Here is a 13,945-nt window from a genome sequence, read left to right on the forward strand (position 1 = left end):
ACCGCCGGCTTCTCACGCGGCGCGACCTCACTCTCCTCGTCGTACGAGGAGTAGAAGTACGGCGTCTTCGCCGCGAACTCCGCCGCACACGTGTCAACCGTCTTGTAGACCGGGCGCACGCCAAGGGCCTGGCGGACCTCGCGGACGACGTCCTCCCGCAGCCCGCGGATCTCGGCGATCTGGACGTCGGAGAAGCCGTGGCGCTTGGCCTCGGCGAGGAGGTCGGCGTCCAGGCGGTCGGCGGCGGCCAGCTCGTCGGCGATCTCCTTGATCAGGAAGAGCTGGTCGACGAACCACGGGTCGATCTTCGTCGCCTCGAAGACCTCCTCCGGAGTCGCACCCGCCCGGATCGCCTGCATGACGGTGTTGATCCGGCCGTCCGTCGGGCGGACCGCCTCACGCAGCAGCTCGGCCTTGTCCCCGACCGGGCCGGTGAAGGTGAACTGGCTGCCCTTCTTCTCCAGCGAGCGCAGCGCCTTCTGCAGCGCCTCGGTGAAGTTACGGCCGATCGCCATCGCCTCACCGACCGACTTCATCGTCGTGGTCAGCGTGGAGTCGGCCGAGGGGAACTTCTCGAACGCGAAGCGCGGCGCCTTGACGACGACATAGTCGAGCGTCGGCTCGAAGGACGCGGGCGTCTTCTCCGTGATGTCGTTCGGGATCTCGTCCAGCGTGTAGCCCACCGCCAGCTTCGCCGCGATCTTCGCGATCGGGAAGCCGGTCGCCTTCGAGGCGAGCGCGGAGGAGCGCGAGACGCGCGGGTTCATCTCGATGACGATGACCCGGCCGTCGACGGGGTTGACCGCGAACTGGATGTTGCAGCCGCCGGTGTCCACGCCGACCTCGCGGATGATCGCGATACCGACATCACGCAGGATCTGGTATTCGCGGTCGGTCAGCGTCATCGCCGGGGCGACCGTGATCGAGTCACCGGTGTGCACACCCATCGGGTCGAAGTTCTCGATGGAGCAGACGACCACGACGTTGTCGTGCTTGTCGCGCATCAGCTCCAGCTCGTACTCCTTCCAGCCGAGGATCGACTCCTCCAGGAGCACCTCGGTGGTCGGCGACAGCGTCAGGCCCTGACCCGCGATGCGGCGCAGCTCCTCCTCGTCGTGGGCGAAGCCGGAACCGGCGCCGCCCATGGTGAAGGAGGGACGGACGACGACGGGGTAGCCGCCGAGCGTCTCGACGCCCTTGAGGACGTCGTCCATGGAGTGGCAGATCACCGAACGGGCGGACTCACCGTGGCCGATCTTGGCGCGGACGGCCTCGACAACGCCCTTGAACAGGTCGCGGTCCTCGCCCTTGTGGATGGCCTCCACGTTGGCGCCGATGAGCTCGACGCCGTACTTCTCCAGCACACCCTGCTCGTGCATGGAGATGGCGGTGTTGAGCGCGGTCTGGCCGCCGAGGGTGGGCAGGAGCGCGTCGGGACGTTCCTTGGCGATGATCTTTTCGACGAACTCGGGGGTGATCGGCTCGACGTACGTGGCGTCGGCGATCTCCGGGTCGGTCATGATCGTCGCCGGGTTGGAGTTCACCAGGATGACCCGCAGGCCCTCGGACTTCAGGACACGGCACGCCTGGGTGCCGGAGTAGTCGAACTCGGCGGCCTGGCCGATGACGATCGGGCCGGAGCCGATGACCAGGACGGACTGGATATCGGTGCGCTTAGGCACGCTCGGCCTCCATCAGGGATACGAAGCGGTCGAAGAGGTACGCGGCGTCGTGCGGGCCGGCGGCCGCCTCGGGGTGGTACTGGACGCTGAAGGCCGGCTGGTCGAGCAGCTGCAGGCCCTCCACCACGTTGTCGTTCAGACACACGTGGGAGACCTCGGCCCGGCCGAAGGGGGTGTCGGACGGCTTGTCGAGCGGCGCGTCCACGGCGAAGCCGTGGTTGTGCGCGGTCACCTCGACCTTGCCGGTCGTACGGTCCTGCACGGGCTGGTTGATGCCGCGGTGGCCGTACTTCAGCTTGTACGTGCCGAAACCGAGCGCGCGGCCCAGGATCTGGTTGCCGAAGCAGATGCCGAACAGCGGCGTCCGGCGCTCCAGGACGGCCTGCATGAGGGCGACGGGGTGGTCGGCGGTGGCCGGGTCGCCGGGGCCGTTGGAGAAGAACACGCCGTCGGGGGCGACCGCGTACACGTCCTCGGCGGTGGCGGTCGCGGGCAGCACATGCACCTCGATGCCACGCTCGGCCATCCGGTGCGGAGTCATGCCCTTGATGCCCAGGTCGATCGCGGCCACCGTGAACTTCTTCTCACCGATCGCCGGGACGACATACGGCTCGCTGGTGGCGACCTCCGCCGACAGGTTCGCGCCCTTCATCTGCGGCTGCGCCTGCACCCTGGCCAGCATCTCCGCGTCGCCGCCGATCGCGTCACCGGAGAAGATCCCGACGCGCATCGCGCCGCGCTCACGCAGGTGGCGCGTCAGGGCGCGGGTGTCGATGCCGCTGATACCGACGACGCCCTGGGCGGCCAGCTCCTCGTCCAGCGTGCGCGTGGCGCGCCAGCTCGACGGAATACGGGCAGGGTCGCGGACCACGTAGCCGGAGACCCAGATCTTCTTCGACTCGGGGTCCTCGTCATTCACACCGGTGTTGCCGACGTGCGGCGCGGTCATCACCACGACCTGCCGGTGATACGACGGGTCGGTCAAGGTCTCCTGGTAACCGGTCATGCCGGTGGAGAAGACGGCCTCGCCGAAAGTCTCCCCCACGGCCCCATAGGCACGGCCGCGGAACGTGCGGCCGTCCTCCAGGACGAGTACGGCGGGAGTCTTGGCAGCTCCCCTGGTGGAGGTGGTCATCGTGCGGTGCCTTCCGTCGTGGTGATCATGGAGTTCAGGGTGTCGACCCAGGTGATGTGCTCAGCCGCGCGGTCCGAGCGGAAGCCGGAGTCGATCAGCTTCTCGCCGTGCGCCCAGGTGACGATCAGCAGGCCGCCCTCGGCGAGGACCTTGCCCGCGATGCCCTTGTCGAGCCGGGCCTCGCGCAGCTGCTCCGCCGGGACGAAGAAGTCGCGCGCCCCGGGGCGTACGACCTCCAGGCCTGCGTCGGTGAGCGTCAGCTCGACGCGGCTCCGGGTGCCCAGGCCGTGGGCGACGATGCGGTCGAGCCACTGCCCCGCGGTGGTGGAGCCGTGGTAGCGGCCGCTGAGTGTGAGCAGGGGCGGCTTGCCGCCTCCGTTGAGGGTGGTGGTGGGAGACGGGTGGGTCAGTGTCGCGGTGCCGGGGGTTTCCGGCATTCCCGGCAGGTCCGGGAGGTCCGACTGGAGGGCGCCGCGCCACTTCCAGCCCTGGCGCATCAGCCAGTAGACGAAGGCCACGAAGAGGAGCAGTCCGGCGACCCAGCCGAGCCGGGCGGCCCAGTCGGTCACTTCTGCGGATTTCTGCTCCGCGGCCAGTTCGAAGAGTGTCACGCCAGCTTCCCGTCCATGAGCGTCGCCCGGCCCCGCAGGAAGGTGTGGGTGACACGGCCCGGCAGCTCGCGGCCCTCGTAGGGCGTGTTGCGGCTGCGGGAGGCGAAGCCCGCGGGGTCCACGGCTCCACGGTATGCCGGATCGACCAGCGTGAGGTTGGCGGGCTCACCAGCCGAGACGGGGCGGCCGTGGCCGGTGGCGCGACCGATCCGCGCGGGCTTGAAGGACATGCGGTCGGCGACGCCGGCCCAGTCGAGCAGCCCGGTCTCGACCATCGTGTGCTGGACGACGGAGAGCGCGGTCTCCAGGCCGACCATGCCCATGGCGGCCGCGGCCCACTCGCAGTCCTTGTCCTCGTGCGGGTGCGGGGCGTGGTCGGTGGCGACGATGTCGATCGTGCCGTCGGCGAGCGCCTCGCGCAGCGCCATCACGTCGCGCTCCGTACGCAGCGGCGGGTTGACCTTGTAGACGGGGTTGTACGTGCGGACCAGCTCGTCCGTCAGGAGGAGGTGGTGCGGGGTGACCTCGGCGGTGACGTCGATGCCGCGGGACTTGGCCCAGCGGACGATCTCGACGGACCCGGCGGTCGACAGGTGGCAGATGTGCACGCGCGAGCCAACGTGCTCGGCGAGGAGCACGTCGCGAGCGATGATCGACTCCTCGGCGACGGCCGGCCAGCCGCCGAGACCGAGCTCCGCGGAGACGACGCCCTCGTTCATCTGGGCGCCCTCGGTGAGGCGGGGCTCCTGGGCGTGCTGGGCGATGACGCCGCCGAAGGCCTTCACGTACTCCAGGGCGCGGCGCATGATCACGGCGTCGTCGACACACTTGCCGTCGTCGGAGAAGACGGTGACGCCGGCGGCGGACTCGTGCATGGCGCCCAGCTCGGCGAGCTTCTTGCCCTCCAGGCCGACGGTGACGGCGCCGATGGGCTGCACGTCGCAGTAGCCGTGCTCCTGGCCGAGCCGGTAGACCTGCTCGACGACACCGGCGGTGTCGGCGACCGGGAAGGTGTTGGCCATGGCGAACACGGACGTGTAGCCGCCGGAGGCGGCGGCGCGGGTGCCGGTGAGGACGGTCTCGGAGTCCTCGCGGCCCGGCTCGCGCAGGTGGGTGTGGAGGTCCACCAGGCCGGGCAGCAGGATCCGCCCCTCGGCCTCGACGACGGTCGCGCCGTCGGCGCTCAGCCCGCTGCCGACCTCCGCGATGGTCTCGCCGTTGATCAGGACGTCCTGGGCCTCGCCGCCCAGCACCTTCGCACCACGGATCAGGATCTTGCTCATGGGTCTTACTTCTCCTCGGTACGGGTGGACTGGGCGACGGCGGACTCGTTGCCGCCGAGCAGCAGGTAGAGGACGGCCATGCGGATGGAGACGCCGTTGGCGACCTGCTCGACGACCGTGCAGCGGTCGGAGTCGGCGACCTCGGCGGTGATCTCCATGCCGCGGACCATGGGTCCGGGGTGCATGACGATGGCGTGCTCCGGCATCTTCGCCATGCGGTCGCCGTCCAGGCCGTAGCGGCGGGAGTACTCGCGCTCGGTGGGGAAGAACGCGGCGTTCATGCGCTCGCGCTGGACGCGCAGCATCATCACGGCGTCGGACTTCGGCAGGGTGCTGTCGAGGTCGTACGACACCTCACAGGGCCAGGTCTCGACGCCCACGGGCACGAGCGTGGGCGGGGCGACGAGGGTGACCTCGGCGCCGAGGGTGTGCAGCAGGTCGACGTTGGAGCGGGCGACCCGGCTGTGCAGGACGTCGCCGACGATCGTGATGCGCTTGCCGGCCAGGTCCTTGCCCAGGCCCGCGTCCCGGCCGACCAGGCGGCGGCGCATGGTGAAGGCGTCGAGCAGCGCCTGCGTGGGGTGCTGGTGGGTGCCGTCGCCGGCGTTGATGACGGCGGCGTCGATCCAGCCGGAGGTGGCCAGGCGGTACGGGGCGCCGGAGGCGCCGTGCCGGATGACGACGGCGTCGACGCCCATGGCCTCCAGGGTCTGCGCGGTGTCCTTGAGGGACTCGCCCTTGGAGACCGAGGAGCCCTTGGCGCTGAAGTTGATGACGTCGGCGGAGAGGCGCTTCTCGGCGGCCTCGAAGGAGATGCGGGTGCGGGTGGAGTCCTCGAAGAAGAGGTTGACCACGGTCCGGCCGCGCAGGGTGGGCAGCTTCTTGATCGGCCGGTCGGCGACCCGGGCCATCTCCTCGGCGGTGTCGAGGATGTGGACGGCGTCGTCGCGGGTGAGGTCGGCGGCCGAGATGAGGTGGCGCATCATCGGGGGTGTTTCTCCGGGTTCGTGGAGTTTCGTGGGCCGAGGCGAGCCCTGCTGCGGGGCCCTGGAGACGTGCGGGGGCGCAGCGAGGGCGCGCGCCGTACGAAGGGGGCGTACGGGACGCGCGTGCTACTGCTCGTCGGCGGCCGGGGCGGTCTCGCGGACGCCGAGCAGCACGGCGTCGCGGCCGTCCTCCTCGGCGAGCTGGACCTTGACCGTCTCCCGCAGCGACGTCGGGAGGTTCTTGCCGACGTAGTCGGCGCGGATGGGGAGCTCGCGGTGTCCGCGGTCGACGAGGACGGCGAGCTGGACGGCGCGGGGGCGGCCGAGGTCGCCGAGCGCGTCGAGGGCGGCGCGGATGGTGCGGCCGGAGAAGAGCACGTCGTCGACGAGGACGACCAGGCGGCCGTCGATGCCGTCACCGGGGATCTCGGTGCGGGCGAGCGCACGCGCCGGGCGCATGCGCAGGTCGTCGCGGTACATGGTGATGTCGAGGGAGCCGACCGGCACCGTGCGTCCGGTGATCTGGTCGAGTTTGTCGGCGAGACGGCGGGCGAGGAACACGCCGCGCGTGGGAATGCCGAGGAGGACCACGTCGTCGGCGCCCTTGGCACGTTCGACGATCTCGTGGGCGATACGGGTCAGAACCCGGGCGATGTCGGGGCCCTCGAGGACGGGGCGCGCGGCATCGGACTGCTGAATGGCGTCCATACGAAACGGACCTCCTTCTCCGCCTCACGGGACGGACCTTAAAGGACGTCGGAATTGCGCCATCCACGGTACCAGCCTCCGGGGAGTGCTCCCGCCCCCACCCCGTGAAGACGGTCGGTATGGACCATTCGGCTTGACGCAGCCAAGTAACGCTGCGTAACCTCACAGTGAGTTACCACTCTTCGTCCCGGGAGCTATATGTCCAGCGAATACGCAAAACAGCTCGGGGCCAAGCTCCGTGCCATCCGCACCCAGCAGGGCCTCTCCCTCCACGGGGTGGAGGAGAAGTCCCAGGGCCGCTGGAAGGCCGTCGTGGTCGGTTCGTACGAGCGCGGCGACCGCGCCGTGACCGTACAGCGCCTCGCCGAGCTGGCCGACTTCTATGGCGTCCCGGTGCAGGAGCTGCTGCCGGGCACCACGCCGGGCGGGGCCGCCGAGCCGCCGCCGAAGCTGGTCCTGGACCTGGAGCGCCTGGCGCACGTCCCCGCCGAGAAGGCGGGCCCGCTGCAGCGCTACGCCGCGACGATCCAGTCGCAGCGTGGTGACTACAACGGCAAGGTGCTCTCCATCCGCCAGGACGACCTGCGCACGCTCGCGGTGATCTACGACCAGTCGCCCTCGGTCCTCACCGAGCAGCTCATCAGCTGGGGCGTGCTGGACGCGGACGCGCGGCGGGCCGTCGCCCACGAAGAGGCCTGAGCCGGCCCTCTCCTCGTACGTACACGTCCGATACGTCCGTACGCGTCCGTACACAGCAGAAACGTTGCCGCCGGGGGCGGCGGGACCTTGCGGGGTTCCTGCCGCACCTGGCGGCTTTCGTATGCGCACGTGCCGCCCGCACGCCGGGGGGGGCGGGTACGCCGAAGGGCCCGCGGCGCTTTGCGGCGCTGCGGGCCCTTCGTACGGGCTGGGGCCAGGGATCAGGCGGCCCGGCGGAGGCTGGGCTTCAGGTCCTTGAAGCGGCCCAGGAGGCCGTTGACGAACGACGGGGAGTCATCGGTGGAGAACTCCTTGGCGAGCTGCACCGCCTCGTCGATCACCACGGCGTCCGGGGTGCCGTCCACCCACACCAGTTCGTACGTACCGAGGCGCAGGATGTTCCGGTCGACGACCGGCATGCGGTCGAGCGTCCAGCCCTCGGCGTAGGTGGAGATCAGCTCGTCGATGCGGGCGGCGTACGGCGCGTACCCCTCGACCAGCTCCATCGTGAACTCGCTGACCGGCGGCTGCCGGTCGTCCGACCGGGCGTGCCGGATCCAGTCCGCGAGGACCTCCTGCACGGACACGCCGCGCTGGTCGGCCTCGAAGAGGATCTGGAAGGCCCGCTTGCGGGCCTTGTTGCGGGCAGCCACGGTTAGCTGTTCACCCGGCCGAGGTAGTCGCTGGTGCGGGTGTCGACCTTGATCTTCTCACCGGTGGTGATGAAGAGCGGGACCTGGATCTGGTGACCGGTCTCCAGGATGGCGGGCTTGGTGCCACCGGTGGAGCGGTCGCCCTGGACGCCCGGCTCCGTCTCCTTGATGGTGAGCTCGACGGCGGCGGGGAGCTCGACGTACAGCACCTCGCCCTCGTGGGTGGCGACGGTGGCGGTGAAGCCCTCGATCAGGAAGTTGGCGGCGTCGCCGACGGCCTTGCGGTCGACGTGCAGCTGGTCGTAGGTCTGCATGTCCATGAAGACGAAGTGCTCGCCGTCCATGTACGAGAACTGCATGTCGCGGCGGTCGACGGTGGCCGTCTCGACCTTCACACCGGCGTTGAAGGTCTTGTCGACGATCTTGCCGGAGAGCACGTTCTTGAGCTTGGTGCGCACGAAGGCCGGGCCCTTGCCGGGCTTGACGTGCTGGAACTCGACGACGGACCACAGCTGGTCGTTGTCGAGCTTGAGCACCATGCCGTTCTTGAGGTCGTTCGTGGTGGCCACGGTTGCGGAATCTCCTGGACTGACGCTGGTGGACGACCGAGGCGTGGTGCGTTGCGCGCCCGTTTTAGGGTGCGAGCCCTAGAGCGCGAGCAGCTCCTTGGTCGTGATGGTGAGTAGCTCGGGTCCGCCGTCCGCCTCCTGGCGCACGACGAGCGTGTCATCGATCCGGACCCCGCCCCGGCCCGGGAGGTGGACCCCCGGTTCGACGGTGACCGGCACACAAGCGTCCAGTTTACCCATGGCGGCGGGTGCCAGCTGCGGGTCCTCCTCGATTTCGAGCCCGACTCCGTGTCCGAGGAAGGGCGCGACGGCGTCGCCGTACCCCGCCGCGTCCAGGATCTGGCGGGCGGCCCGGTCCACGTCGCGGTACGCGGTGCCGGGGGCGAGGGTCTCCCGGGCGGCCCGCTGAGCGGCGAAGACGAGGTCGTACAGCTCGATCTGCCAGTCGGCGGGCGAGGTGCCGATGACGAAGGTGCGGCCGATCTCGCAGCGGTAGCCGCGGTAGTTCGCGCCGAGGCAGACGGAGAGGAAATCGCCCTCCTCGACGCGCCGGTCCGAGGGGCGGTGGCCGCCGCGGCCCGCGTGGGGGCCGGTGGCCACGGAGGTCGGGAAGGCGGGACCGTCGGCGCCGTGGTCGACGAGGCGGCGCTCCAGTTCGAGGGCGAGGTGGCGCTCGGTGCGCCCGACGAGGATCGACTCCAGGAGCTCGCCGAGGGCCTGGTCGGTGATCTCGGCGGCGATCCGGAGGCAGGTGATCTCGTCCTCGTCCTTGACGATACGTTCCTGCTCGATGGCGCGGCCGAGATCGACGAGGCGCAGACGGGGCGCGACGGAGCCCATGGCGCGGTAGCGGGTGACGCTGAGGTGGTGCTCCTCGACGGCGAGCGTCTCCGCGCCCGCCTTGCCCGCGAAGTCGCAGGCGGCGACGGCCGGGTCGCCGCCGGAGGCCTGGAGCACGACCTGGCGCAGTTCCTCGTCGATGCGCCCCTCGGCCGGGTCGCCGGTGGGCGGCCGGGGGCACACCAGCACGTCGTCGTCGGCGCCGACCAGCAGGACGGCGCCGGGGGGCGAGCCGCCCGCGAGGTAGCGGACGTTCGCGGGACGGGAGACCAGAGCCGCCGCTGTGCCGGCCGCCGCGCACCGGTCGCGCAGCCGCCCGCGGCGGGCCGCATACACCTGTGACATGTCACGAGCCTACGAGCGCGAAGCCGAGGAGGCAGTTCGAGCAGGTCCGGACGGGGTGCGGCGACCGGGCGGGACGGGCGTACGCGGGTGGCCGCGGGCGGCCGCGGGTTCAGTACGCCGGGGGGCTGGCTATCGAGCGGGCCAGGATGTCGTCCAGGACGCGGGCCGTGGTCTCGACGTCGTACGTGGAGTTGTCGATGATCGGCAGGCCGGAGCCGTACCACCCGGCCATCCGGCCGTGGATGCCCGCGACCTCCTCGTCCGAGAGGCGCCGGTTGCCGGTGCGCTCGGCGTTGCGCTCCAGGACGATCTCCAGGCCCGGCAGGAGGACGACGGGCAGCAGGCCGGGGCCGACGTGGCGCTTCCAGCCGCCGAGGCCTACGACGGGGCGGTCGGGGAAGACGGCGTCGTCGAGGATGCAGGAGATGCCGTTGGCGAGGAAGTTGCGCGCGGCGAAGCCGCAGGTGCGGCGGGCGAGGCGGTACTGGGCCTCGGACTGGTCGTTCCAGCCGTCCTGGGGGTCGGCGAAGCCCGCGCAGACCCATTCGCGTACGTCGTCGAGGCTGATGTGCGCCGTGGGGACCTGGCGGTTCCTGGCCCAGTGGCGGGCCACCGTCGTCTTGCCCGCACCTGCCGGGCCGATGAGGAGGACGGCGAGCGTGGCGTTGCCGGTGCCGTGGCCGGTGTGCGGCGGGGTGGGGACGGCCACCGGGCCACCGGGCGGCAGCTGGATGTGACCGGTGGCGTCACGCGGAGGCGCGGCCTGCGGCGGCGCGGCGGGCGAGGGCCCGGCGTGCGACGGCACGGCAGGGGGCGGTCCGGCATGGGGCGGTCCGGCCTGCGGTGCGGGCGCGGTCCAGCCCGGGGCGGGCGGGGTGTGCGGGATGGGCGGTGGCCCCGGTGGGGTGGGGGCCTGGGGGTGCTGGTGCTGGCTCATCCATGCGGCGGCTGCGTGCCCCGGCTGGTGGGGCGGCGGCAGCGGAGCCCCCACTGCGTGCTGCATCCGGTGCCACTCCATCTCGTCCGATCGGCGCTGGTCGGGCGGCCGTTGGGGCCTCCCGTTACCGAACCGTACCCTCCCCGGCCGCCACTATGGGAACGGCCGGGGAGCGCGTGGCCGTCAGGCCGTCAGTTCCTCGGCGAGCGCGCGCAGGGCGAGGCGGTAGGACCCGATTCCGAAGCCGGCGACGGTGCCGCTGGCCACGGCGGCCACCACGGAGGTGTGGCGGAACTCCTCGCGGGTGTACGGGTTGGAGATGTGCACCTCGATGAGCGGGGCGGTGCGCTGCGCGGCCGCGTCCCGCATGCCGTACGAGTAGTGCGTGAAGGCGCCGGGGTTGAGGACGACCGGGAGGGAGCCGTCGGCCGCCTCGTGGAGCCAGCGGATCATCTCGCCCTCGTCGTTCGTCTCGCGTACGTCCACGTCGAAGCCCAGCTCCTTGCCCAGGGTCTGGCAGGCGGAGACGAGCCCGGCGTAGGAGGTGGAGCCGTAGACGTCCGGTTCGCGTGAGCCGAGCCGGCCGAGGTTCGGGCCGTTGAGGACGAGGACCCGGCGGGCGGTCATGCGGAGACCTCTCCGTACGCGGCGACCAGGATGGCCGGATCCGGGCCTTCGAGGACCGTCGGCTTGGCGAGGCCGTCGAGCACGATGAAGCGCAGCAGGTCGCCGCGGGACTTCTTGTCGACCTTCATGGTCTCCAGCAGCTTGGGCCACTGGTCGCCGCGGTAGGTGAGGGGCAGGCCGACGGCCTCCAGGACCGTGCGGTGCCGGTCGGCGGTGGCGTCGTCCAGGCGGCCGGCGAGGCGGCCGAGCTCGGCGGCGAAGACCATGCCGACGGAGACGGCGGCGCCGTGGCGCCACTTGTAGCGCTCGTTCTTCTCGATGGCGTGCGCGAGGGTGTGGCCGTAGTTGAGGATCTCGCGCAGGCCCGACTCCTTGAGGTCGGACGAGACGACGTCGGCCTTGACACGGATGGAGCGCTCGATGAGCTCCGCGGTGTGCGGGCCTTCGGGCGTGCGGGCGGCGGCCGGGTCGGCCTCGATCAGGTCGAGGATGACGGGGTCGGCGATGAAGCCGGCCTTGATGATCTCGGCCAGGCCGCTGACGTAGTCGTGGACCGGGAGCGAGTCGAGCGCGGCGAGGTCGCACAGCACACCCGCGGGCGGGTGGAAGGCGCCGACGAGGTTCTTGCCCTCGGCGGTGTTGATGCCGGTCTTGCCGCCGACGGCCGCGTCGACCATCGCGAGGACCGTGGTGGGGACGGCGATCCAGCGGACGCCGCGCAGCCAAGTCGCCGCGACGAACCCGGCGAGGTCGGTGGTGGCGCCGCCGCCCACGCCGACGATGACGTCGGTGCGGGTGAAGCCGGTCTGGCCGAGCGCCTTCCAGCAGTAGGCGGCGACCTCGGCGGTCTTGGCCTCCTCGGCGTTCGGCACCTGGATGGCGACCGCCTCGTACCCCTGCTCGGCGAGGTCGGCGCGCAGGGCTTCGCCGGTCTCGGCGAGCGCCTCGGGGTGGATGACGGCGACGCGCTTGGCCCTGGGGCCGATGAGGCCGGGGAGTTCGCCGAGCAGCTGCCGGCCCACCAGTACCTCGTACGGGTCGGTGCCGGCGGTGCCTGCGACCTGGATGCGGGTCACTGCGTGGTCAGTCACTTCTGAAGCTCCAGTGCGTCGAGGACCGCCTGGGCGACCTCGTCGGGGGTCTTGTCGTCCGTGGCCACGACGACCCGGGCGACCTCGGTGTACAGGTGCCGCCGGGCCTCCATCAGCTCGCGCCACTGGCGGCGCGGGTTGACGGCGAGCAGCGGGCGTGCGGTGTTGAGGCCGACGCGGCGGACCGCTTCCTCGACGTCCATGGAGAGATAGACGACCGGGAGCCCGGAGAGGAGCTCGCGGATTCCGGCGTCGAGGATGGCGCCGCCGCCGAGGGCGAGGACGCCCGTGTGTTCGGCGACGGCGGCCCGTACGGCCTCGCGCTCCAGCGCGCGGAAGTGCTCCTCGCCGTCCTCGATGAAGATGTCGGAGATCTCTCGGCCCTCGGCGGCGACGATGTCGGCGTCGGTGTCCCGGTAGGACGTGTCGAGCCGCTCGGCGAGCAGCGCGCCCACGGTGGACTTGCCGGAGCCCATCGGTCCGACCAGGACGATCAGGGGGCCGGTGTTCACCGGATGGCCAGGTTGTCGAGGTACGACCGCACGTTGCGGCGGGTCTCGGTCACGCTGTCGCCGCCGAACTTCTCCGCGACCGCGTCCGCGAGGACCAGCGCCACCATCGCCTCCGCGACGATCCCGGCCGCCGGGACGGCGCAGACGTCGGAGCGCTGGTGGTGGGCCTGCGCCGCCTCACCGGTGGCCACGTCGACCGTGGCCAGCGCGCGCGGCACGGTGGCGATCGGCTTCATCGCCGCCCGCACCCGCAGCAGCTCACCCGTGGTCAGGCCGCCCTCCGTACCGCCGGAGCGGCCCGAGGTGCGCTTGATGCCCTCCGGCGTCGAGACGATCTCGTCGTGGGCCTTCGAGCCGGGCACGCGGGCGAGGTCGAAGCCGTCGCCGACCTCGACACCCTTGATGGCCTGGATGCCCATGAGCGCGGCGGCGAGACGGGCGTCGAGGCGGCGGTCCCAGTGGACGTGCGAGCCGAGGCCGACCGGCACGCCGTACGCGAGGACCTCGACCACGCCGCCGAGGGTGTCGCCGTCCTTGTGGGCCTGGTCGATCTCCGCGACCATCGCCTTCGACGCGTCCGCGTCCAGGCACCGCACCGGGTCCGCGTCCAGCTTCTCGACGTCGGCCGGGGTCGGGTACACCCCGTACGGCGCCTTCGCGGCGGCCAGCTCGACCACGTGGCTGACGATCTCGATGCCGGCCGTCTCCTTGAGGTAGGAGCGGGCCACGGCACCGAGGGCGACGCGGGCGGCGGTCTCCCGGGCGGAGGCGCGCTCCAGCACCGGGCGGGCCTCGTCGAAGCCGTACTTCTGCATGCCGGCCAGGTCCGCGTGGCCGGGGCGGGGGCGGGTCAGCGGCGCGTTACGCGCCAGCTCGGCGAGCTCGGCCGGGTCGACCGGGTCGGCCGCCATGACCTTCTCCCACTTCGGCCACTCGGTGTTGCCCACCATGACCGCCACCGGGGAACCCATGGTCAGACCGTGCCGCACACCGCCGAGGAAGGTCACCTCGTCCTGCTCGAACTTCATCCGCGCGCCGCGCCCATAGCCGAGGCGCCGCCGGGCCAGGTGGTCCGCCACCATCTCCGTGGTGATCGGGACACCGGCGGGAAGACCCTCCAGCGTCGCCACCAGTGCGGGGCCGTGCGACTCCCCCGCGGTCAGCCAGCGCAACCTGCTCAACGGTGCTCCTCATGCTCGCGCCTCGACTGCGACGGCGCGACCGGGTGCGCGGCCCTGGCCCGCCTTACCTCGATCCTCCCATGTCC

15 protein-coding genes are annotated in these 13,945 nt (G+C 71.3%); 1 reads left to right on the forward strand and 14 read right to left on the reverse strand.

Features of this window, described 5'->3' with window-relative positions; genetic code table 11:
• From carB to pyrR, 6 genes are all read right to left on the reverse strand, one after another.
• Positions 1–1,682: carbamoyl-phosphate synthase large subunit (carB, locus tag AB0A69_RS30625; RefSeq protein ID WP_361428787.1), on the reverse strand; the 1,682-nt coding region annotated here is incomplete at its 3' end.
• Entirely contained in the window at positions 1,675–2,817 is a 1,143-nt protein-coding gene (carA, locus tag AB0A69_RS30630) for a glutamine-hydrolyzing carbamoyl-phosphate synthase small subunit (RefSeq protein WP_361428789.1), read from the reverse strand. The genes carA and carB, both read right to left, overlap by 8 nt.
• Positions 2,814–3,428, reverse strand: a complete 615-nt coding sequence (locus AB0A69_RS30635) for a hypothetical protein (protein WP_361428791.1) — start codon at positions 3,426–3,428, stop codon at positions 2,814–2,816. The genes carA and AB0A69_RS30635 overlap by 4 nt, the downstream gene beginning before the upstream one ends.
• Positions 3,425–4,711 (reverse strand): dihydroorotase, encoded by a 1,287-nt coding sequence (locus tag AB0A69_RS30640; protein ID WP_361428793.1) that lies wholly within the window; start codon positions 4,709–4,711, stop codon positions 3,425–3,427. The genes AB0A69_RS30635 and AB0A69_RS30640 overlap by 4 nt, the downstream gene beginning before the upstream one ends.
• A gap of 5 nt (positions 4,712–4,716) precedes the next feature.
• Complete coding sequence (locus tag AB0A69_RS30645) at positions 4,717–5,697, reverse strand: aspartate carbamoyltransferase catalytic subunit (protein ID WP_361428795.1); 981 nt, start codon at positions 5,695–5,697, stop codon at positions 4,717–4,719.
• 126 nt (positions 5,698–5,823) lie between these two features.
• Entirely contained in the window at positions 5,824–6,405 is a 582-nt protein-coding gene (pyrR, locus tag AB0A69_RS30650) for a bifunctional pyr operon transcriptional regulator/uracil phosphoribosyltransferase PyrR (protein WP_361428797.1), read from the reverse strand.
• 198 nt (positions 6,406–6,603) lie between these two features.
• Here pyrR and bldD point away from each other — a divergent pair, with 198 nt between their 5' ends.
• Positions 6,604–7,104 carry a transcriptional regulator BldD gene (bldD, locus tag AB0A69_RS30655; protein ID WP_064068023.1) on the forward strand — a complete coding sequence of 167 codons (501 nt, stop codon included), beginning with the start codon at positions 6,604–6,606 and terminating at the stop codon, positions 7,102–7,104.
• A 221-nt stretch (positions 7,105–7,325) separates the two neighbouring features.
• On the opposite strand, the gene nusB is transcribed toward bldD, so the two are convergent.
• The 8 genes from nusB to aroC all read right to left on the reverse strand — a co-directional run bounded on the left by nusB (position 7,326) and on the right by aroC (position 13,859).
• Positions 7,326–7,757 (reverse strand): transcription antitermination factor NusB, encoded by a 432-nt coding sequence (nusB, locus tag AB0A69_RS30660; RefSeq protein WP_361428799.1) that lies wholly within the window; start codon positions 7,755–7,757, stop codon positions 7,326–7,328.
• A gap of 2 nt (positions 7,758–7,759) precedes the next feature.
• Complete coding sequence (efp, locus tag AB0A69_RS30665; protein ID WP_361428801.1) at positions 7,760–8,326, reverse strand: elongation factor P; 567 nt, start codon at positions 8,324–8,326, stop codon at positions 7,760–7,762.
• 78 nt (positions 8,327–8,404) lie between these two features.
• Positions 8,405–9,511 carry an aminopeptidase P family protein gene (locus tag AB0A69_RS30670; protein WP_361428804.1) on the reverse strand — a complete coding sequence of 369 codons (1,107 nt, stop codon included), beginning with the start codon at positions 9,509–9,511 and terminating at the stop codon, positions 8,405–8,407.
• A gap of 109 nt (positions 9,512–9,620) precedes the next feature.
• The gene (locus tag AB0A69_RS30675; RefSeq protein ID WP_361428806.1) at positions 9,621–10,514 is read right to left on the reverse strand and encodes a Pro-rich N-terminal domain-containing protein; all 894 of its coding nucleotides are present in this window, start codon (positions 10,512–10,514) and stop codon (positions 9,621–9,623) included.
• 117 nt (positions 10,515–10,631) lie between these two features.
• Positions 10,632–11,075, reverse strand: a complete 444-nt coding sequence (gene aroQ, locus AB0A69_RS30680; RefSeq protein WP_361428808.1) for a type II 3-dehydroquinate dehydratase — start codon at positions 11,073–11,075, stop codon at positions 10,632–10,634.
• Positions 11,072–12,166, reverse strand: coding sequence for a 3-dehydroquinate synthase (gene aroB / locus AB0A69_RS30685; RefSeq protein WP_361428810.1), 1,095 nt, complete (start codon positions 12,164–12,166; stop codon positions 11,072–11,074). Before aroB ends, aroQ begins: the two co-directional genes overlap by 4 nt.
• Positions 12,163–12,678 (reverse strand): shikimate kinase, encoded by a 516-nt coding sequence (locus AB0A69_RS30690; protein WP_361428812.1) that lies wholly within the window; start codon positions 12,676–12,678, stop codon positions 12,163–12,165. Before AB0A69_RS30690 ends, aroB begins: the two co-directional genes overlap by 4 nt.
• Positions 12,675–13,859, reverse strand: coding sequence for a chorismate synthase (gene aroC / locus AB0A69_RS30695; protein ID WP_361428813.1), 1,185 nt, complete (start codon positions 13,857–13,859; stop codon positions 12,675–12,677). The genes AB0A69_RS30690 and aroC overlap by 4 nt, the downstream gene beginning before the upstream one ends.
• Between the last annotated feature and the right edge of the window lie 86 nt (positions 13,860–13,945).

Origin of the sequence: Streptomyces sp. NPDC045431, from assembly GCF_040646655.1 — a bacterium.
Classification (GTDB): Bacteria; Actinomycetota; Actinomycetes; order Streptomycetales; family Streptomycetaceae; genus Streptomyces.

Excerpts from the sequence above, each read along its gene's own strand:
- AB0A69_RS30640 (WP_361428793.1), bottom strand. The coding sequence starts at position 4,711 with ATGAGCAAGATCCTGATCCGTGGTGCGAAGGTGCTGGGCGGCGAGGCC.
- bldD (WP_064068023.1), top strand. The coding sequence starts at position 6,604 with ATGTCCAGCGAATACGCAAAACAGCTCGGGGCCAAGCTCCGTGCCATC.
- AB0A69_RS30670 (WP_361428804.1), bottom strand. The coding sequence starts at position 9,511 with ATGTCACAGGTGTATGCGGCCCGCCGCGGGCGGCTGCGCGACCGGTGC.
- AB0A69_RS30645 (WP_361428795.1), bottom strand. The coding sequence starts at position 5,697 with ATGATGCGCCACCTCATCTCGGCCGCCGACCTCACCCGCGACGACGCC.
- aroQ (WP_361428808.1), bottom strand. The coding sequence starts at position 11,075 with ATGACCGCCCGCCGGGTCCTCGTCCTCAACGGCCCGAACCTCGGCCGG.
- pyrR (WP_361428797.1), bottom strand. The coding sequence starts at position 6,405 with ATGGACGCCATTCAGCAGTCCGATGCCGCGCGCCCCGTCCTCGAGGGC.
- carA (WP_361428789.1), bottom strand. The coding sequence starts at position 2,817 with ATGACCACCTCCACCAGGGGAGCTGCCAAGACTCCCGCCGTACTCGTC.
- AB0A69_RS30675 (WP_361428806.1), bottom strand. The coding sequence starts at position 10,514 with ATGCAGCACGCAGTGGGGGCTCCGCTGCCGCCGCCCCACCAGCCGGGG.